This is a genomic window from Streptomyces manipurensis (genome assembly GCF_049570255.1).
GTDB classification, from domain to species: Bacteria; Actinomycetota; Actinomycetes; order Streptomycetales; family Streptomycetaceae; genus Streptomyces; species Streptomyces manipurensis.
Genome location: NZ_CP186950.1, coordinates 5,152,288 through 5,171,801 on the forward strand (window position 1 = coordinate 5,152,288; position 19,514 = coordinate 5,171,801).

General features: G+C 72.6%; 15 protein-coding genes. 11 read left to right on the forward strand and 4 right to left on the reverse strand.

Annotation, left to right across the window (positions count from 1 at the left end; genetic code table 11):
- Nucleotide 1: 1 nt before the first annotated feature.
- The 4 genes from ACPU2J_RS23945 (at nucleotide 2) to ACPU2J_RS23960 (ending at nucleotide 4,795) form a co-directional block, all read left to right on the forward strand.
- On the forward strand, nucleotides 2–556 hold the full coding sequence (locus tag ACPU2J_RS23945; protein ID WP_365079910.1) for a GNAT family N-acetyltransferase: 555 nt from the start codon (nucleotides 2–4) through the stop codon (nucleotides 554–556).
- 82 nt (nucleotides 557–638) lie between these two features.
- A complete protein-coding gene (locus ACPU2J_RS23950; RefSeq protein ID WP_423833959.1) occupies nucleotides 639–1,265 on the forward strand; it encodes a hypothetical protein in 627 nt (208 codons plus the stop codon).
- A gap of 171 nt (nucleotides 1,266–1,436) precedes the next feature.
- Nucleotides 1,437–1,619, forward strand: a complete 183-nt coding sequence (locus ACPU2J_RS23955) for a hypothetical protein (protein WP_420079521.1) — start codon at nucleotides 1,437–1,439, stop codon at nucleotides 1,617–1,619.
- Complete coding sequence (locus tag ACPU2J_RS23960; protein ID WP_423833960.1) at nucleotides 1,616–4,795, forward strand: helix-turn-helix transcriptional regulator; 3,180 nt, start codon at nucleotides 1,616–1,618, stop codon at nucleotides 4,793–4,795. The genes ACPU2J_RS23955 and ACPU2J_RS23960 overlap by 4 nt, the downstream gene beginning before the upstream one ends.
- Here the strand turns inward: ACPU2J_RS23960 and ACPU2J_RS23965 are convergent.
- The 3 genes from ACPU2J_RS23965 to ACPU2J_RS23975 form a co-directional block, all read right to left on the reverse strand.
- The gene (locus ACPU2J_RS23965; RefSeq protein WP_423833961.1) at nucleotides 4,758–4,949 is read right to left on the reverse strand and encodes a DUF6191 domain-containing protein; all 192 of its coding nucleotides are present in this window, start codon (nucleotides 4,947–4,949) and stop codon (nucleotides 4,758–4,760) included. The two genes, ACPU2J_RS23960 and ACPU2J_RS23965, sit on opposite strands and share 38 nt — an antisense overlap.
- Nucleotides 4,950–4,979: 30 nt before the next feature.
- Nucleotides 4,980–6,248, reverse strand: a complete 1,269-nt coding sequence (locus ACPU2J_RS23970) for a PQQ-dependent sugar dehydrogenase (protein WP_420079518.1) — start codon at nucleotides 6,246–6,248, stop codon at nucleotides 4,980–4,982.
- Between the two features lie 108 nt (nucleotides 6,249–6,356).
- Complete coding sequence (locus ACPU2J_RS23975) at nucleotides 6,357–7,364, reverse strand: aldo/keto reductase (RefSeq protein WP_420079517.1); 1,008 nt, start codon at nucleotides 7,362–7,364, stop codon at nucleotides 6,357–6,359.
- Between the two features lie 74 nt (nucleotides 7,365–7,438).
- Here ACPU2J_RS23975 and ACPU2J_RS23980 point away from each other — a divergent pair, with 74 nt between their 5' ends.
- The 6 genes from ACPU2J_RS23980 to serA all read left to right on the forward strand — a co-directional run bounded on the left by ACPU2J_RS23980 (nucleotide 7,439) and on the right by serA (nucleotide 17,220).
- Complete coding sequence (locus ACPU2J_RS23980; protein ID WP_399815765.1) at nucleotides 7,439–8,386, forward strand: 2-hydroxyacid dehydrogenase; 948 nt, start codon at nucleotides 7,439–7,441, stop codon at nucleotides 8,384–8,386.
- A gap of 281 nt (nucleotides 8,387–8,667) precedes the next feature.
- The gene (locus tag ACPU2J_RS23985; RefSeq protein WP_423833962.1) at nucleotides 8,668–11,556 is read left to right on the forward strand and encodes a putative bifunctional diguanylate cyclase/phosphodiesterase; all 2,889 of its coding nucleotides are present in this window, start codon (nucleotides 8,668–8,670) and stop codon (nucleotides 11,554–11,556) included.
- Nucleotides 11,557–11,759: 203 nt separating this feature from the next.
- Nucleotides 11,760–13,646: an acetolactate synthase large subunit gene (locus ACPU2J_RS23990; protein ID WP_420079515.1), complete on the forward strand. Its 1,887-nt coding sequence runs from the start codon at nucleotides 11,760–11,762 to the stop codon at nucleotides 13,644–13,646.
- A 32-nt stretch (nucleotides 13,647–13,678) separates the two neighbouring features.
- Nucleotides 13,679–14,203, forward strand: coding sequence for an acetolactate synthase small subunit (gene ilvN / locus ACPU2J_RS23995; protein WP_030027475.1), 525 nt, complete (start codon nucleotides 13,679–13,681; stop codon nucleotides 14,201–14,203).
- A 116-nt stretch (nucleotides 14,204–14,319) separates the two neighbouring features.
- Entirely contained in the window at nucleotides 14,320–15,321 is a 1,002-nt protein-coding gene (gene ilvC / locus ACPU2J_RS24000) for a ketol-acid reductoisomerase (protein WP_361594921.1), read from the forward strand.
- Nucleotides 15,322–15,630: 309 nt separating this feature from the next.
- On the forward strand, nucleotides 15,631–17,220 hold the full coding sequence (gene serA / locus ACPU2J_RS24005; RefSeq protein ID WP_420079514.1) for a phosphoglycerate dehydrogenase: 1,590 nt from the start codon (nucleotides 15,631–15,633) through the stop codon (nucleotides 17,218–17,220).
- A 77-nt stretch (nucleotides 17,221–17,297) separates the two neighbouring features.
- On the opposite strand, the gene ACPU2J_RS24010 is transcribed toward serA, so the two are convergent.
- Nucleotides 17,298–18,710, reverse strand: a complete 1,413-nt coding sequence (locus tag ACPU2J_RS24010; RefSeq protein ID WP_423833963.1) for an MFS transporter — start codon at nucleotides 18,708–18,710, stop codon at nucleotides 17,298–17,300.
- 178 nt (nucleotides 18,711–18,888) lie between these two features.
- On the opposite strand from ACPU2J_RS24010, the gene ACPU2J_RS24015 reads away from it, so the two are divergent.
- Entirely contained in the window at nucleotides 18,889–19,467 is a 579-nt protein-coding gene (locus ACPU2J_RS24015; RefSeq protein WP_420079512.1) for a TetR/AcrR family transcriptional regulator, read from the forward strand.
- Nucleotides 19,468–19,514 lie beyond the last annotated feature (47 nt).

Genomic DNA, 19,514 nt, shown 5'->3' on the forward strand with positions numbered 1-19,514 from the left:
CATGTTCTCCATAGACCTGGCCGACGACGCCCAGCTGTTCCCGCTGGAGGCCCGGCACGCGGAGGAGTTCTTCGCGCACATCGAGCGCGGACGCGAGTTCATCGGCCGGTACGTCGGATTCCCCGACCGGTCCACCGACGTCGAGGCCGCCCGCGCGATGCTGGCCACGTACGCCGTGAAGGCGGCCGAGGACGGCGCGCGGTTCTTCGGCATCCGCCTGGAGGGCACCCTCGTCGGCGGGGTCCTCTTCCCCGCCTTCGACGCGGCTGCCGGGAACTGCGAGATCGGCTGCTGGCTGGAGCCCTCCGCGGCCGGCCGCGGCCTGGTCACCAAGGCCTGCCGGGTACTGATCGACTACGCCTTCGGCGAGCGCGGCATGCACCGCGTCGAATGGCACGCCGCCACCGGCAACAAGAAGAGCCTCGCCGTCGCCGAACGCCTCGGCATGACCCGCGAGGGCGTCATGCGCCAGAACCACCTGCACCGGGGCGTCCGCCAGGACACCGAGGTCTGGTCGATCCTCGCCGACGAGTGGACCGCGGCCCGTTCCGCCTGATCCGCACCGCCCGGCCGGTGCCGCCCGCACCGGCCGTGGGATTCTCAGAGAACTCTCAGACGGGGACCCTACGGTGCCCCGCATGGACACCAAGAAGACCCCCGCCCCGAACCCCGCCGAGGCGGACACCACCCCGGCCGACCTGACGAAGGCCGAGACCGCCCCCGCGGCCGACGCCCCGGCCGCCACGCCCGCCGCCGACGCCCCGGCCCCGTCCGAGGCTCCCGCGCAGACCGATGCCGACCTCGAGGACGCGGACCTCGACGAGGACCTCGCCGACGAGGACCCGGCCGAGGACGCCCGGCCCGGCCACGTCGGCTCCGCCGCCTTCGCGATCGTCTCCGCGGGCCTCGGCGTCGTCGCCCTCAGCGGCAGCTGGGTCGCCGGCATCGTGTCCGAGCGCGCCAGCGTCCTCGCCCGCCTGGAACTGAGCCAGGCCGCCGACGCCAACGCCCAGATCGCCGCCCAGTTCGTCGACCCGTGGCACACCACCGCCATGGTCAACGGCGTCTTCTCCGCCCTCGCGCTGATCATCGCCACCTTCGTGCTGGCCCTGCCCGCCTTCAGCTCCCCCGAGCGCCACCTGCCCACCTGGGTCCGGTCCGTCTCCTGGGCGGGCATCGGCCTGGGCGCCATCGGCGTACTGCTCTTCGTCCTCATGTACTTCGACCTCCTCCTCGCCATTCCCAAGGCGGCGGGCGCCGCATAAGGACGGCACGGTGCCTTAGACGCCGGCGCCGTGCCCCCGCACGGACGCCGCAGGCTAAGGCCCCCGCCCCCGGCGGATGCGGCATGCGACCGATGTGCCGCCACCCCCTGGGACGTGAGTCTGGGACCACACCGCACGAGGTGCCCCACGACAGCGACCAGGGAGAACGACATGTTCGAGCACGAGATCACCGCAGCCGCCCACAGCGCCGACCTGCTCCGCGAGGCCGCCGCGTACCGGGCGGTCCGCGAGGCCCGGGCCGCCCGCCGCACCGCCTCTCGCGGCCAGGAACCCGGGGAGCGGGTGACAGCACACGGGAGGCGCACCGGCCGCTCCGCGCCCCGGCCCGCATGAGCCGGGGCGTGCCGCCCGCCGCCGCCCCCGTGACGGGTGCCGCCGGCCAGGTCACCTGTGCGATGCTCGGCATCGTGGAGACCAGATCCGTCAGCCCGGTGTTCGTCGGCCGCGCCGATGAACTGGGCGTTCTCGAGGACGCCTTGACCCGAGCGGCAGCGGGCGAGCCGCAGGCCCTGCTCATCGGCGGCGAGGCCGGAGTCGGCAAGACCCGCCTCACCGAGGAGTTCCTCGGCGAGGCCGGCCGCCGCGGCGCCGTCGTCGCCGTCGGAGGCTGCGTGGAGATCGGGGCGGAAGGGCTCCCCTTCGCCCCGTTCTCGACGGCCCTGCGGATCCTGCGCCGCCTGCTCCCCGGGGAACTGGCCGCCGCGGCCGCCGGACAGGAGGACGAACTCGCCCGGATCCTCCCCGAACTCGGCGAGACCCCCCGCGGCCCGCACGACGAGGAGAGCACCGCCCGGCTCTTCGAACTCACGGCCCGGATGCTGGAGCGGCTCGCCGCGGACCGGACCGTCGTCCTCGTCCTGGAGGACCTGCACTGGGCGGACACCTCCACCCGGCACCTGCTCTCCTACCTCTTCCGCACCCTCGGCAGCGGCCGCCTCGCCGTCGTCGCCACCTACCGCTCGGACGACGTGCACCGGCGCCACCCCCTGCGCCCACTGCTCGCCGAACTCGACCGGCTCCGCACCGTCCGGAAGATCGAACTCTCCCGCTTCAACCGGGCCGAGGTGCGCCGCCAGCTCGCCGGCATCCTCGCCGCGCCGCCCGACGACGCGTTCGCCGACTCCGTCTTCGAACGCTCCGACGGCAACGCCTTCTTCGTCGAGGAACTCGTCGCCTCCCGGGAGAGCGGCTGCCGCACCGGACTCACCGAATCCCTGCGCGACCTCCTCCTCGTCCGCGTCGAGGTCCTGCCCGACGAGGCACAACGCCTGGTCCGCGTGGTCGCCGAAGGCGGCTCCACCGTGGAGTACCCGCTCCTGCGCGCCGTCGCCGGGCTCAGCGAGGACGCCCTGATCGAGGCCCTGAGGGCCGCGGTCGGGGCCAACATCCTGCTCGCCACCCCCGACGGCGACGGCTACCGCTTCCGGCACTCGCTGGTCCGCGAGGCCGTCAGCGACGACCTGCTGCCCGGGGAACGCGCCCGCGTCAGCCGCCGCTACGCCGAGGCCGTGGAGGCCGACGGACAGCTGTTGCGCGCCGAGGAGCGGGTGATCCGGCTGGCCAGCTACTGGTACCAGGCCAACGACCCCGCCAGGGCGCTGCCCGCCGTGCTGGCCGCCTCCGTGACCGCCCGCCGTCGGCACGCCTACTCCGAGCAGCTGAGCCTGCTGGAACGGGCCATGGACCTGTGGGACAGCACCCCGCAGGACGTCCGCGAGGCGCTGCGCCCGGCGGACTACACCGACGCCTATCCGCCCTGCGGCTGCGACCAGGCGACCACCCCGCTCCAGCGCATCGACCTGATGGCGGAGGCGACCGTCGCTGCACGCTACGGCGGGGAACGCGAACGCGCCCTCAAGATCACGAAGACGGCGCTGCGCCTGCTGGAGGAGGACCAGGACCCGCTGCGTGCCGCGTGGTTCTGGACGGAACGCTCCCGCCTGACCGCCGGCCTCGGCCGCGGCGACGGCTGGGAGGAGATCGCCCGCGCACAGGAGCTGGTCCGCGGGCTGCCCCCGTCCCAGGTGCACGCCGAGGTGCTGGTCCGGGCCGCGGGCTGGGGGATGCTCCACAAGCCGGGCCCCGGCAACCTGGCCGCCGCCGAACGGGCCGTCGAGTACGCCCGGATGGTCGGCGCTGAGGAGACCGAGCTCAACGCCCGGATCACCGTCGGCGCGCTGCTCACCGACGCGGGGGACGCCCCGGGCGGACTCGCCGAGATGCACGCGGTCCGGGAAAGGGCCGCCAAGCTCGGGCTCGCCATGCTCGTGGGACGTGCGCATATCAACCTCACCTCTCAGCTGGAAAGCATGGGCCGGTCCCGCGAAGCCGTGGAACTGGCCGGACAGGGGGCGGAACTGGTCGGGAAGTCACGCCTGCCGGACATCGAGGCGTGGATCCGCGGGAACCTGGCCGAGAGCCTCTACAGCCTCGGCCGCTGGGACGAGGCCGCGGAGGCGGCCCGGCGCACCCTGCTCGTCGGCCAGGGCGCCGCCCCGCGAGGCTCCGCCTCCGTACGCCTCGCCCACCTCGCCCTGTCCCGGGGCGACCTGGCCGAGGCGGCCCGGCAACTGGACGCCGCCCGGGCCCGGTTCGGCACCCACGACGCCCAGCCCCAGCACCGGCTCCCGCTGTACCGGCTCGCGATCGGGCTCGCCGCGGGGGAGAGCCGCATCGCCGACGTCCGTGCCGAGGCGGCCGCCGCCGTCGCCGACGGCTTCCCGCTCGGGCAGCACCGCTACGCCTGGCCGCTGCTGCTCGCCGCCGCCTCCGCCGAGGCGGACGCCCGCGGGCTGCCCGCGGCCGACCCGGGCCGGGACGCCGCCCTCGCCGTCCTGCGGGACGCCGCCCGTTCCCTCGCCACACCGGTCCCGGTATGGACCGCCCACGCCGAGTACCTGCGCGCCGAACTGCTCCGGGCCGAGGCCCGGGACACCGTCGCCGACTGGGCCGCCGTGGAGGAGGCGGTCCGCCCGCTGGAGCGGCCCCACCTGCTGGCCCGGGCCCGCCGCCGGCTCGCGGAGGCCCTCCTGGCCGCCGGCGACCGGGACCATGCGGCCGCCCTGCTGCGCGAGGCCCACACCACCGCCGACCGCATCGGAGCACTGCCCTTGCGGGAGGACCTGGCCCTGCTCGCACGCCGCGCCCGGATCCCGCTGACCGCCGCCGACACCCCCGCGCCGCCCCCCGGCCCGCCCGAGGACCCGGCCGAGGCACTGGGCCTGACCAGCCGCGAACGGGACGTCCTGCGCCTGGTGGCGGCGGGCAGCACCAACCGCGGGATCGCCGAGGAGCTCTTCATCTCCCCGAAGACGGCGAGCGTGCACGTCTCGAACATCCTGGCCAAGCTGGGCGTCGCGGGCCGCGGCGAAGCGGCCGCCCTCGCCCACCGGCTGCGCCTCTTCGCGCCGCCCGTCGTGCCCGTCCCGGGGGCGCGGCCCACCCCGGCCGGCCCGGACGGCGACGGTCCGGTCAGTGCCCGCCCGCGGCCCGCCCGCCCGGGCGTATGAACACCGTGCCGGAATCGAGGTCTATCGGGCCCCGTCCCGGATCGTTGTCATTGACGTCGGTCCGTGACAGCTCCAGCCGCTTCTTCTCCTCGTCGGTGTGCTTGCGCTTGGGGTTGAACAGCTCTTCGATCATGTTGAACACCGTGTCCACCACGCCTTTCGCCCCCGTCCGGGGACATGCCGGTCACCGCACCGTCAGTGTCAGGATCCTGTCGTCGCCCGCTTCCGGCGACCCGCGCCCGTCCGTCTCGCTCGTGACCAGCAGCAGCTTGTCCCCGCCGAGCGGGACCACCGTCCGCAGCCGGCCGTACTTGCCCTCCAGGAAGGCCTCGGGCTCCGCCGCCTGCGCCGTCCCGGCCAGCGGGATCCGCCACAGCCGCTCGCCCTTGAGCCCGGCCATCCAGACCGAGCCCTCCGCCCACGCGATCCCGCTCGGCGAGGCCTCCTCGGTCCTCCACACCGCCACCGGGTCCCGCAGGCCCGGCTTCCCGGCCCTGCCCTCGGCCTCCGGCCAGCCGTAGTTCGCCCCGGGCTCGATCAGGTTCAGCTCGTCCCAGGTGTTCTGCCCGAACTCCGCCGCCCAGAGCCGCTTGTCCCTGTCCCAGGTCAGGCCCTGCACGTTGCGGTGGCCGAGGGAGTAGACGACCGAGTCCGCCTCGGGATTGCCGTGCACCGGGTCCCCGTCCGGCGTCATCCGCAGGATCTTCCCGCCCAGCGACTTCGGGTCCTGCGCCAGCCCGGTGACCCCCGTCTCGCCCGTCCCCGCGTAGAGCATCCCGTCCGGGCCGAACGCGATCCGCCCGCCGTTGTGGATCAGCCCCTTCGGGATGCCCCGGAACACCGTGTCCGGCGCGCCCAGCTGCTGGCCGGCCGGTCTCTTCTCGTCGTAGCGCAGGCGCGCGATGCGGTTGTCGGAGGCGGTGGTGAAGTAGACGTACACCAGCCGGTCCGAGGCGAAGGACGGGGACAGGGCGAGCCCCAGCAGGCCCCCCTCACCCCCCGGGTCCACCCCCGGCACCTCGCCGATCCGCGTCACCGCGCCCGATCCCGCCGCGACCCGGCTGATCGTGCCCTTGTCGCGCGAGGCGACCAGCAGGTCGCCGCCCGGCAGCGGAGCCACCCCCCATGGGGACTCCAGCCCCTTGGCGGCCTCGCCCGTCACGGTCACCGACCCCTTCGCCGGGGGCGGCGCCACCGTGGGCGAGGCCTGGCCGCCGGACGGCCCGGCCGATCCCGGTCCGGGCGAGGCCGTGCCCGGCGGGGAGCTTCCCCGCCCGCTGTCGGGGGCGCCCTCCGGGGCGCAGCCCGCCACCAGCAGCGCACCGCAGCCGGCCATCGCGGCCGCCGCCAGCAGTCCCCGGCGCCGCCCGCCCGCGCCCCCGTGCCGCCGCGGCTCCTCGTGTCCCGCCCGCCCCCACGACCCGGTCCGCCCGGGAGTACGTCCCCATCGCATCGCCCTGCTCCCTTCCCCTCGTCCCGATCCTGCCCCTCACCCCTCTCAACAGATCCGGCCGTTCCCGAAGTTCCACCACTCGTACACCCGATCGAGTGGTTGTGGCGATCAGTCCCAGGCCCCGACCTCGACCGGAAGCCCGGCGATCTCCGCCAGGTCCCCGGCCGAGAGCCGCAGCCGTGCCGCCCCCGCGTTCTCCACGGCCCAGTGCGAGCGGTCGGCCCCAGGAACCGGCACCACCTGCGGCCCCTGGGCCAGCACCCAGGCCAGCGCCACCTGCGCGACCGTGACCCCGGGCCCGTGCCGCCGCGCCACCCGCCGCAGCCCCGCCAGCAGGACCTGGTTCGACGCCATCGCCTCTGCCGTGAACCGCGGGTGCCGGGCCCGGACGTCCTGCGACTCGAAGCCCTCGCCCGGCGTGAGCGTCCCGGTCAGGAAGCCGCTGCCCAGCGGCATCGCGGCCAGCAACCCCACCCCGCGCGCCGCGCACCACGGCAGCAGCTGCCACGCGGCCTCCGGAGACCACACCGACAGCTCGGCCTGCACCGCGCTCACCGGGAACACCTGCTGCAGCCGCTCCAGGTGGCGCAGGGTCGTCCGGTAGCCGCGGTCCCCGCGCCGCCCCGCCCCCGGCCCGGCCCCCGCACCCAGCGCGCAGAACCCGAGGGCGCGCACCTTCCCGGCGCCCACCAGCTCCGCCATCGCCCCCCAGGTCTCCTCCACGGGCACGTCCGGATCCACCCGGTGCAGCTGGTAGAGGTCTATGACGTCCGTCCGCAGCCGTCTGAGCGAGGCGTCGCACGCCCGCCGCAGATAGCCCGGCCGGCCGTCCGCCACCACGTGCTGGTCGCCCGCCCGCAGCCCGACCTTCGCCGAGACGAACGCCTCGGACCGCCGCTCCCGCAGCACCCTGCCGAGGAGGAGCTCGTTGGTGAACGGCCCGTACACGTCGGCCGTGTCCAGCAGGTTCGACCCGAGGTCCAGCGCCGCGTGCACGGCGGCCAGCGACTCCGGCCCCCGCCGCCGCGAAGGCGCGTACGCCCAGCTCATCGGCATACAGCCGAGGCCGACGGCGCCCACGGTCAGCGCTCCCGCCCCGATCGACCTGCGCTCCACCCCGTCGTCCCCTCCTACGCTCCGGCCACCAAACTAACGGCTTGATCAAGACGGCTTGGCATAGCCTCGCGATCATGACTGCAACGCCCCACGACGTCTGGCTCCCCTTCCCCGCCGAAGAGGTCGCCGGTCTGCCCGGTTCCTTCCGGTACCGCCTCTGGGACGGAGAGGACGCCTTCCCGGCCGATCCGGCCGACTGCGTCTTCTACGTGACCCCCTACATGAAGTCCCCCGAGGTCACCGTGCGCCCGCTGGCCGCGATGCCGGCCCTCCGGGTCGTCCAGACGCTGACCGCCGGCATGGACCACGTCCTGGGCGGCCTGGGCGACCTGCGCCCCGGCGTCCGGCTGTGCAACGCCGCGGGGGTCCACACGGCCAGCACCGCCGAACTCGCCGTCGCCCTGACGCTCGCCTCCCTGCGCGGCATCCCCGGCATGGTCCGGGGCCAGGACCGTGAGGAATGGCGTTCCGGCTTCTACGACGCCCTCGCGGACAAGTCAGTTCTGATCATCGGCTACGGATCCATCGGGTCCGCGATCGAGGACCGCCTGGTGCCCTTCGAGTGCGAGCGCGTCGAGCGGGTCGCCCGTACGCGGCGGACCACCCCGCGCGGCCCCGTGCACGCCATCGCCGACCTGCCGCGCCTCCTGCCGCAGGCCGACGTGGTGATCCTGGTGACCCCGCTGACCGACGCGACCCGGGGGCTGGCGGGCGCCGACTTCCTGAGCCGCATGAAGGACGGCGCCCTGCTGGTGAACGTGGCACGCGGCCCCGTCGTCGACACCAAGTCCCTGCTGGCGGAGGTGGAGTCGGGCCGGCTGCGCGCGGCGCTCGACGTCACCGACCCCGAGCCGCTCCCGGCGGGCCATCCGCTCTGGCACGCACCGAACGTCCTGATCACGCCGCACGTCGGCGGGAGCAGCTCGGCCTTCGAGCCCAGGGCCAAGCGCCTGCTCGCCCGCCAGCTCACCCGGTTCGCCGCGGGAGAGCCCCTGGACCACACGGTGCTCGTCACCGAATGACCCGATTCGGGTACGCTCCGCATTCACCCGGATGCGGGCTGTCGTCGCAACTCCCCGGTGGTAACGCAGAGTAGAGCAACTATGTCCCTGAGTGACGAAAGTGGTGTATCGTCCGGAAGCAGGGGCTGCGCCGGGAACGTCTGGCGCTGGGGAGTGATCGGACACTTTGGGGGGCGACGGGCGATGCACGGCCAATGGACGAAGGATCCGACGCGGCGCAGCCGCAGAAGGCGACGCAGCCGAGGGTGGGCCGCGCCGGAACCAGCCAGCGAGGGGGACCGGTGAGCCCCCCGGGGGCGGCGCTGCTCGACCGTCCCTCCGTCTCCGGAGGAGGCAGGGCACTGGCCATGCAGCTGGTCCTCGCGGTGGTCAGCGGCGGGTACGCCGTCGGCGCCGCCCTCAACTGGGGATCCGAGGAACTGGCCGAGATCATGGGCGACTTCGGGCTCAGCGCGGCAGGTCTGCTCGCCGCCGTCTCCTGCTACACCTACGCGCGGACGATCGACAGCCGGGAACGGCCCGCGTGGCTGCTCTTCGCCTTCTCCTCGCTCATGGGCGCCTGCGGCAACGCCGTCTGGGGCTGGTACGAGGTGGTCCTCGGTGAGGAGGTGCCCAAGCCCTCCGTCGCGGACTTCGCCTTCCTCTGCTTCGCCCCGCCCGCCATCGTCGGCCTGCTCGTCCTCGCCAAACGCCCGGTCAACCGGGCCGGATGGGTGTGCCTCGGCCTCGACTCCTGGCTCATCGGCGGCTCCCTGCTCACCCTCTCCTGGAGCCTGGCACTGGCCCACGCGGCGCGCACCGCCCAGTCGGGCGCCCCCGGCAGCGTCCCGCGCGCGGCGCTCTCGCTCGCCTATCCGCTGCTGGACATCGCGCTCGTCTCGATGGTGCTGGTCCTGCACTTCCGCCGGAGCGAGACCAACCGCTCCGCCGTCAACACCGCCATCGCCGCGCTCGCCCTGACGGTGCTGAGCGACGCCCTGTTCACCTCGCCGCTGCTGAGCGCCGAGTACCAGTCGGGACAACTGCTCGACGCGGGCTGGTTCGCCGGCTCGCTGCTGCTCGCGTACGCGCCCTGGGGCGCCCGGCGGCTCCCTCCGGGGCCCGTGCCCGCCGGGCCCGCCCGCAGGGACCGGCACCACAGCCGCCCGATCACCGGATCGCTCCCCGCGCTCACCCCGTACCTCGCGGCCGCGGTCTGCACGCTGGGCATCCTCTACAACGTCGTCGACGGCCGGAAGGTCGACCGGATGGTCGTCTTCACCGGCTGCACGGTCGTGCTCGCCCTCGTCATCCGGCAGGGCATCATGCTCCTCGACAACATCGCGCTCACCCAGGAACTGGCCCAGAAGGAGAACCACTTCCGCTCCCTGGTCCAGGGCTCCAGCGACGTGATCATGATCGCCGCACCCACCGGGACCCTGCGCTACGTCAGCCCCGCCGCCGCCGGGGTGTACGGCCGCGAGGCGGAGGAGCTGGTCGGCACCGAGCTGGCCGCCCTCATCCATCCCGACGACCTCGGCAGGGTCGTGCACGAGGTGCGCCGCTTCCTCGCCGCCGCCCCCGCGGAGGAGCCCACCACGCGCATCGAGTGCCGCTTCGCTTCGGGCACCGGCGAGTGGATGAACGTGGAGTCGACGGTCAACCGCCACCAGGGCGGGCTCATCCTCAACAGCCGGGACGTCACCGAGCGCGTCCGGCTCCAGGCCCAGCTCCAGCACAGTGCCGAGCACGATCCGCTCACCGACCTGCCCAACCGCGCCCTCTTCACCCGGCGCGTGCGCCAGGCCCTCGCAGGCCGGCGCGCGGGCGACCGCAGCACCGCCGTGCTCTTCATCGACCTCGACGGCTTCAAGGCCGTCAACGACACCATCGGGCACCAGGCCGGGGACGAGCTGCTCGTCGAGGCCGCGCGCCGACTGCAGGACTCCGTCCGCGCGGGGGACACCGCCGCCCGGCTCGGCGGCGACGAGTTCGCCGCACTGATCACGGGCGACGGCAGCCGCGACCGCAGCGCCCGGGAGTTCCAGGTCCGCGAGATCGCCGACCGGCTGCGCACCACCCTGTCCCAGCCGTACCGCATCAGCGGCAACGAGGTGCGGGTGGCGGCCAGCATCGGCGTGGCCTTCGCCGATCCCGGAATCACCCCTTCGGACCTGATGCGCAACGCGGATCTCGCCATGTACCGGGCCAAGGCCGGCGGCAAGGACCGGGTCGAGCTGTACGCCCCCCAGATGCAGGCCGAGGTGGTGCGCAAGGCCGAGCTGGCGGGCCGCCTGCGCACCGCGCTGCACGAGGGAGAGTTCGCCCTGCTCCACCAGCCCGTGGTCTCGCTGGCCACCGGCGAGATCGCGGCCGTCGCCGCCCAGGCACGGTGGCGGTCGGCCCAGGGCATCCTCTTCACCCCGGCGGAGTTCCTGCGGGTGGCCGAGTACAGCGAGGGCGGCGCCGCAGGCCAGGGCACGGGCCAGTCCGACGCCTCGCGCACCGCCGAGCTCGGGCGCTGGCTGCTGGAGGAGGCCGTGGAGCAGGCCGCCGACCGGCACCGGGCCGGGCACGACGTCCCCGTGGCCGTACGGATGACCGCGCAGCGGCTCCTGGGCAGCGCCGTACCGCTCGGTTCCGTGGAGGCCCTGCTGACCCGCCACGGGCTGCCCTCCGGGGCCCTGGTGCTGGAGCTGGCGGTGTCCGACCCCCGGGTGCCCTTCGACGACCTGGAGCGTCGTCTCGCGGCCCTGCACCGGCTCGGGGTGGGCATCTCCCTGGACGGCTTCGGCAGCGGCTACGCGGCCATCAGCGCCCTGCGCCGGCTCCCCGTGGACATGCTCAAGCTGGACCGGGGCCTGGTGGAGGGTGTGGTCGAGTCCGCCCGCCTGCACAAGATCACCGCTGGTCTCTTGCGCATCGCAAACGACCTGGGGATGCGCTCGGTGGCCGACGGCGTGGACCTGCCCGAGCAGGTGATGGCCCTGCGCGCCATGGGATGCACGCACGGTCAGGGGAAGGCGTTTTCCGGCCCCCTCGACGAGTACAGGCTGCGGCGTGCGCTGGTGCGCGGTACGTTCCCAGTACCGGGTGGAGCGGCCCAGCCGGCCCTGGCGGGCGGTTCCTCCGGGGGCCCCATGGCCATCCACAGAGGCTCACATAATGAGACGCCCGTCCCACCTACTTGACATCACCCTCCCGCCAGGGGGAGGGTCAGTGCCATGCGCACCCGAATTCTCGTACTTGGAAAGCGCGTCGGCTGAAGCAGGGACCTGCATGTCCCCGCTCGACACACCCGACGCGCTCCCCTCGCTTGCCTCCGGCACGAGGGGTTTTTTGTTGCACTGGCACAGAATCGAATCCGCGTAAAACCCTCAGCTTCGAGAAGAGAATGCCGATGACCGAGCAGGCCACCGGGGCCCACCATCCGCAGCCGCGGCCCCGTTCCGGCGGACAGCAGTCCGCCGCAGTTGAGCACGTCACGGGTGCGCAGTCCCTCATCCGCTCTCTCGAAGAGGTGGGGTGCGACACCGTCTTCGGGATTCCGGGAGGCGCCATCCTCCCCGCGTACGACCCGATGATGGACTCCAAGAAGGTCCGTCACATCCTGGTCCGCCACGAGCAGGGCGCCGGTCACGCCGCCACCGGCTACGCGCAGGCCACCGGCAAGGTCGGCGTCTGCATGGCGACCTCCGGCCCCGGCGCCACCAACCTGGTCACCCCGATCGCCGACGCGCACATGGACTCCGTCCCGCTGGTCGCGATCACCGGCCAGGTCTCCTCCAAGGCGATCGGCACCGACGCCTTCCAGGAGGCGGACATCGTCGGCATCACCATGCCGATCACCAAGCACAACTTCCTGGTCACCAGGGCCGAGGACATCCCGAGGACGATCGCCGAGGCGTTCCACATCGCGGCCACCGGCCGTCCGGGCCCGGTCCTCGTCGACATCGCCAAGGACGCCCTGCAGGCGAAGACCACCTTCGCGTGGCCGCCCTCCCAGGATCTCCCCGGTTACCGGCCGGTCACCAAGCCGCACGCCAAGCAGATCCGCGAGGCCGCCAAGCTCATCTGCCAGGCCAGGCGCCCGGTCCTGTACGTCGGCGGCGGCGTCATGAAGTCCGGCGCGACCGCCGAGCTGAAGGTCCTGGCCGAGCTGACCGGCGTCCCGGTCTGTACCACCCTGATGGCGCTGGGCTCCTTCCCCGACAGTCACCCCCTGCACGTCGGCATGCCGGGCATGCACGGCTCCGTCACCGGCGTCACGGCGCTGCAGAAGTCGGACCTGCTGATCGCCCTGGGCACCCGCTTCGACGACCGGGTCACGGGCAAGCTGGACAGCTTCGCCCCCTACGCCAAGATCATCCACGCGGACATCGACCCGGCCGAGATCGGCAAGAACCGCGCGGTCGACGTCCCGATCGTCGGTGACGCCCGCGAGGTCATCGCCGACCTGATCCAGGCGGTCCAGGCCGAGCACACCGAGGGCAACGCCGGTGACTACAGCGCCTGGTGGAGCGACCTCAGCCGCTGGCGCGAGACCTACCCGCTGGGCTACGACCTGCCCGAGGACGGCAGCCTCTCGCCCCAGCAGGTCATCGAGCGGATCGGCGCGCTCGCGCCGAAGGGCACCGTCTTCGCGGCGGGCGTCGGCCAGCACCAGATGTGGGCCTCGCACTTCGTCAAGTACGAGGAGCCGCGCACCTGGCTGAACTCCGGCGGCGCCGGGACCATGGGCTACGCGGTCCCGGCCGCGATGGGCGCCAAGGTCGGCATGCCCGAGCGCACGGTCTGGGCGATCGACGGCGACGGCTGCTTCCAGATGACCAATCAGGAGCTGGTCACCTGCGCGCTGAACAACATCCCGATCAAGGTCGCGATCATCAACAACGGCGCGCTGGGCATGGTTCGCCAGTGGCAGACGCTGTTCTACAACCAGCGCTACTCCAACACGGTCCTGCACGCCGACGACACCGGCCACGACACGGTCGGCTCCCAGCTCGGCGAGTCCCTCGCACCCCGCAAGGGCACGCGCGTCCCGGACTTCGTCAAGCTGTCGGAGGCCATGGGCTGCGTGGCGCTGCGCTGCGAGGACCCGGCGGACCTCGACAAGGTCATCGCCGAGGCCAACGCGATCAACGACCGCACCGTCGTCATCGACTTCATCGTCCACGAGGACGCCATGGTGTGGCCGATGGTCGCCGCCGGCACCTCCAACGACGAGGTCATGGCAGCCCGGGGCGTCCGTCCCGACTTCGGCGACAACGAAGACGACTGAGCCGAGAGAGCCTGAGAGAGAGAACGCCTCACATGTCCAAGCACACGCTCTCCGTCCTGGTCGAGAACACGCCCGGCATCCTGGCCCGGATCGCCGCCCTGTTCTCCCGCCGCGGGTTCAACATCGACTCCCTCGCGGTCGGCGTCACCGAGCACCCCGACATCTCCCGCATCACCATCGTCGTCAACGTCGAGGACCTCCCGCTGGAGCAGGTGACCAAGCAGCTCAACAAGCTGGTCAACGTGCTCAAGATCGTCGAGCTGGAGCCCCACAACGCCATCGAGCGCGAACTCGTCCTGGTGAAGGTCCGCGCCGACAACGAGACCCGTTCGCAGATCGTCGAGATCGTCCAGCTGTTTCGCGCCAAGACCGTGGACGTCTCCCCGGAGGCCGTCACCATCGAGGCCACCGGCGGCTCCGACAAGCTCGGCGCCATGCTCAAGATGCTGGAGCCCTTCGGCATCAAGGAGCTCGTGCAGTCCGGCACGATCGCCATAGGGCGTGGCGGACGGTCCATCACGGACCGCAGCCTGCGCGCGCTCGACCGCAGCGCCTGACCCGGCCGTCCGGGCCGCTCCGGACACGCTCGGCCCGCATAGCGAGACCGACAGACTCAGATTCCGTTCCCCGCCGTACGGTGGGAGCAACACCAGCGCACCAAGGAGATATCCCAGTGGCCGAGCTGTTCTACGAGAACGACGCCGACCTGTCCATCATCCAGGGCCGCAAGGTCGCGGTCATCGGCTACGGCAGCCAGGGCCACGCCCACGCGCTGTCGCTGCGTGACTCCGGCGTCGACGTCGTCGTCGGCCTGAAGGAGGGCTCGAAGTCCAAGGCCAAGGCCGAGGAGCAGGGTCTGAAGGTCGTCCCCGTGGCCGAGGCCGCCGCCTGGGCGAACGTCATCATGATCCTCACCCCGGACCCGCTGCAGGCGGAGATCTACGAGGAGTCGATCAAGGAGCACCTCGAGGAGGGCGACGCGCTCTTCTTCGGCCACGGCTTCAACGTCCGCTACGGCTTCATCAAGCCCCCGGCCAACGTGGACGTCGCCCTCGTCGCTCCCAAGGGCCCGGGTCACCTGGTCCGCCGCCAGTACGAGGAGGGTCGCGGCGTCCCCTGCATCGCGGCCGTCGAGCAGGACTTCTCGGGCAACGCCTTCGCCCTGGCGCTCTCCTACGCGGCCGGCATCGGCGGCACCCGCGCCGGTGTCATCAAGACCACCTTCACCGAGGAGACCGAGACCGACCTGTTCGGTGAGCAGGCCGTCCTCTGCGGTGGTGCGTCCGCGCTGGTCAAGGCCGGTTTCGAGACCCTGACCGAGGCGGGCTACCAGCCGGAGATCGCCTACTTCGAGTGCCTCCACGAGCTGAAGCTCATCGTCGACCTCATGTACGAGGGCGGCCTGGAGAAGATGCGCTGGTCGGTCTCCGAGACCGCCGAGTGGGGCGACTACATCACCGGCCCGCGCGTCATCACCGACGCCACCAAGGCCGAGATGAAGAAGGTCCTGGAGGAGATCCAGAGCGGCAAGTTCGCCGAGGAGTGGATGGCCGAGTACAAGGCGGGCCTGCCGAAGTACAACGAGTACAAGAAGGCCGACTCGGAGCACCTGCTGGAGACCACCGGCAAGAAGCTGCGCAAGCTGATGAGCTGGGTCGACAACGACGAGAGCTGATCGCGCGGCGGCGGGGCCGGGACGGTGCGTCCCGGCCCCGCCGCACATCGCCCGGACGGCCCCGCGGCGCGTCGCGCGGGACGGAGCCGGGCACCGGCGTTCCGGCCGCGAAGGGCCCCGCTTGTCCACCCCGGCCAACCCCGGAAGGGTGATCCTTCCGGAGAGGCGGAAATTCGGCCCGCCGACGCCACTACACTGCTCAACACATACGCGTCAGGCCCACAGTGTCGTGCGTCTTCCACGCGGCTACCCCCTCCACCGCCTGCGGCCGTCGGGACGGCCGTCCGCACTGGACTTGTGAGGACCCACGTGAGCTCGAAACCTGTCGTACTCATCGCCGAAGAGCTGTCGCCCGCCACCGTCGAGGCGCTCGGCCCGGACTTCGAGATCCGCCACTGCAACGGCGCCGACCGCGCCGAGCTGCTGCCCGCGATCGTCGACGTCGACGCGATCCTCGTGCGCTCCGCCACCAAGGTCGATGCCGAGGCCATCGCCGCCGCGAAGAAGCTGAAGGTCGTCGCCCGCGCCGGCGTCGGTCTGGACAACGTGGACGTCTCCGCCGCCACCAAGGCCGGCGTGATGGTCGTCAACGCCCCGACCTCGAACATCGTGACCGCGGCCGAGCTCGCCTGCGGCCTGCTCGTCGCCACCGCCCGCAACATCCCGCAGGCCAACACCGCCCTGAAGAACGGCGAGTGGAAGCGGAACAAGTACACGGGCGTCGAGCTCAGCGAGAAGACCCTGGGCGTCGTCGGCCTCGGCCGCATCGGCGTCCTGGTCGCCCAGCGCATGTCGGCCTTCGGCATGAAGGTCGTCGCCTACGACCCCTACGTGCAGCCCGCGCGCGCCGCCCAGATGGGCGTCAAGATGCTGGCCCTCGACGAGCTCCTCGAGGTCGCCGACTTCATCACCGTGCACCTGCCGAAGACCCCCGAGACCCTCGGGCTCATCGGCGACGAGGCCCTGCACAAGGTCAAGCCGTCCGTCCGCATCGTCAACGCCGCGCGCGGCGGGATCGTGGACGAGGCCGCCCTGTACTCGGCCATCAAGGAGGGCCGCGTCGCCGGCGCCGGCCTCGACGTGTACGCGAAGGAGCCCTGCACGGACTCCCCGCTCTTCGAGCTCGACCAGGTCGTCTGCACCCCGCACCTCGGCGCGTCCACGGACGAGGCCCAGGAGAAGGCCGGTGTCTCGGTCGCCAGGTCGGTGCGCCTCGCGCTCGCCGGCGAGCTCGTACCGGACGCGGTGAACGTCCAGGGCGGCGTCATCGCCGAGGACGTGCGTCCGGGCCTGCCGCTCGCCGAGAAGCTCGGCCGCATCTTCACCGCCCTCGCGGGGGAGGTGGCCGTCCGCCTCGACGTCGAGGTCTGCGGCGAGATCACCCAGCACGACGTCAAGGTGCTCGAACTGTCCGCCCTCAAGGGTGTCTTCGAGGACGTCGTCGACGAGACGGTCTCCTACGTCAACGCCCCGCTGTTCGCGCAGGAGCGCGGTGTCGAGGTCCGCCTGACCACCAGCTCGGAGTCCCCGGACCACCGCAACGTGGTGACCGTCCGCGGCACCCTCTCGGACGGCCAGGAGGTCTCGGTCTCGGGCACGCTCGCCGGCCCGAAGCACCTCCAGAAGATCGTGGGCATCGGCGAGTACGACGTGGACCTCGCGCTCGCCGACCACATGGTCGTGCTGCGCTACACCGACCGCCCCGGCGTCGTCGGCACCGTCGGCCGCGTCCTCGGCGAGGGCGGCCTGAACATCGCGGGCATGCAGGTGGCCCGTGCCGAGGAGCACGGCGAGGCCCTCGCCGTCCTCACGGTCGACGCCGAGGTGCCCGCGGGCGTCCTCGCGGACATCGCGGCCGAGATCGGCGCCGTCTCGGCGCGCACCGTCAGCCTCGGCTGACACCCGTACGGCAGTGACACGAGGAAGGGCCCGGGGCCGACCCCGGGCCCTTCCGCGTCGCTGACGGCCGGCGCCGCTCAGCGGCGGCTCTCCTCGGGGACGGTACCGCGGTCGTCCACGGGCCGGTCCGCGGCCACCAGGAGCAGCGCGCTCCCGCCCCACGCCGCGTACTGCATTCCGTGGACGAAGGCCTCCCGGGCCAGGGCCAGCACCTCGGCCCCGGCCGCGCCGCCCAGCTGCCCGGCCGCGGCGACGGCGCCGCCGAGGGTCTCCCGTACGGCGGGCTCGGCGCCGGCCAGGTCGTCGCGGTAGACGGCGGTGCCCAGACTGCCGAGGACCGCCATGCCCAGGGCGCCGCCGAACTCCGCGCCGGTCTCCAGCAGGGACGCGGCGGAACCGGCCTTCTCCGCGGGGGCCGAGGCGAGCGCCGTGTCGGAGACCAGGGACATCACGGTGACGATGCCCGAGGCCAGCACCCCCGCACCGGTCAGGACCAGCCACAGCGCATCGGTGTCGACGAGGGCGATCAGCGCGAACCCGACGGCGCCGAGGACGAACCCGCCGGAGACGACCAGGGAGCGGTCCACCTTCCGGGCGAGGGCGGTCGAGGCGGGGGCCGCGGCGCCGATGAACACCGAGGGGGCCAGGCTCCACAGGGCGGCCTCCAGGGTGCCCATGCCGAGCACCGACTGGAAGTACTGGGTGGTGAAGTAGGCCGAACCCAGCATGGCGAAGGCGGCGACGGTGTTCAGGCCGATCCCCGCGCCGAAGCCGCGGCTGCGGAACAGCGCCCGGTTCACCATGGCGTCGTGACGGCCGCGCTGACGGCGGACGAACAGCACGCCGAAGAGGATGCCGGCGGCGATGCAGAGCAGGTACGGCGGTTCGAGGCCCTCGGCGGCGATCTCCTTCAGCCCGTAGACCAGGGGCAGGACGGCCGCCATCGACAGCGGGACGCTCGGCAGGTCGAACCGTCCGGGCGCCGGGTCCTTGAACTCCGGTACCAGCACCGGCACCAGGACCAGCAGGACCAGCATGGCGGGCACGTTGACCAGGAAGACGGAGCCCCACCAGAAGTGGTTCAGCATCACCCCGCTCATGACCGAGCCGAGGGCGATGCCTGCGGTCATGGCGCCCGACCAGAGGGCGACGGCCTTCCCGCGCTGCCGGTCGTCGCGGAAGAGGTTGCGTACGAGGGCCAGCGTGGAGGGCATCAGGGTCGCGCCGCCGACGCCGAGCAGGAACCGGGCCGCGATGAGCATGTCGGCGCTGGTGGCGTACGCGGCGCCGACGGAGGCGAGCCCGAAGGCGGCGGCTCCGGCCAGGAGCAGCCTGCGGCGGCCGATCCGGTCGCCGAGGGAGTCCATCGTGATGAGGAGGCCGGCGAGCGCGAAGGCGTAGCTGTCGAAGATCCACAGCTGCTGGGTGGCGCTCGGGTCGAGTTCCCGGGTGATGGCCGGGACGGCGAAGTAGAGGACGGAGACATCCATCGAGACCAGCAGCAGGGGCGGCAACAGGACGGCGGAGGCGGTCCGTTCGCGGCGGCCGGCGAGGCGCCCGGAGCGGCGGGGTTCGTCATGCCGGGAAACATACGCACGTATGAAACACTTGTCTATTACGAGCGTATGGAACTGTCGTCTAGGACAGTTGTCTTGCTACCGTGAGGCCATGGGACATCGCGAAGATCTGCTCGAAGGCGCCAAGAAGTGCCTGACCGAGAAGGGGTTCGTGCGCACCACCGCGCGCGACATCGTCAGCGCCTCCGGCACGAACCTGGCCTCCATCGGCTACCACTACGGCTCGAAGGACGCCCTGCTCGCCCAGGCCTTCATCGGGCTCATGGAGGACTGGGGGCAGAACTTCCGGCAGGGACTGGACGGTGACGGCGGCTCACTGGAGCGCTTCCGCGCGCTCTGGGAGGACGTGCTCGCCCGCACCGGCGAGTCGGGCCCGGTCTGGGCGGCCGGCATGGAGGTCGCCCTGAGCGGCGACCGGGTGCCGGGGCTGCGCGCCATGCTCGCGGCCTCGCAGGCGGAGGGCCGGCGCGGGCTGATCTCCATGCTGACGGACACCCCGGAGGACCGGCTCGACGAGCGGGACGTGCGCACCCTCGGCGCCTTCTACCAGGCGCTGCTCAACGGGCTGATGATCCAGTGGCTCTTCGACCCCGAATCGGCCGCCACGGCGGAGGAGTTCACGGAGGGCATGCGCCGGGCCGCCGAGGGGATCGTCCGCCCGGAGGAGTGAGAACGGGGCGGCCGGGGGAGGGGAGCCCTGGCCGGAAGGGGCGCCCC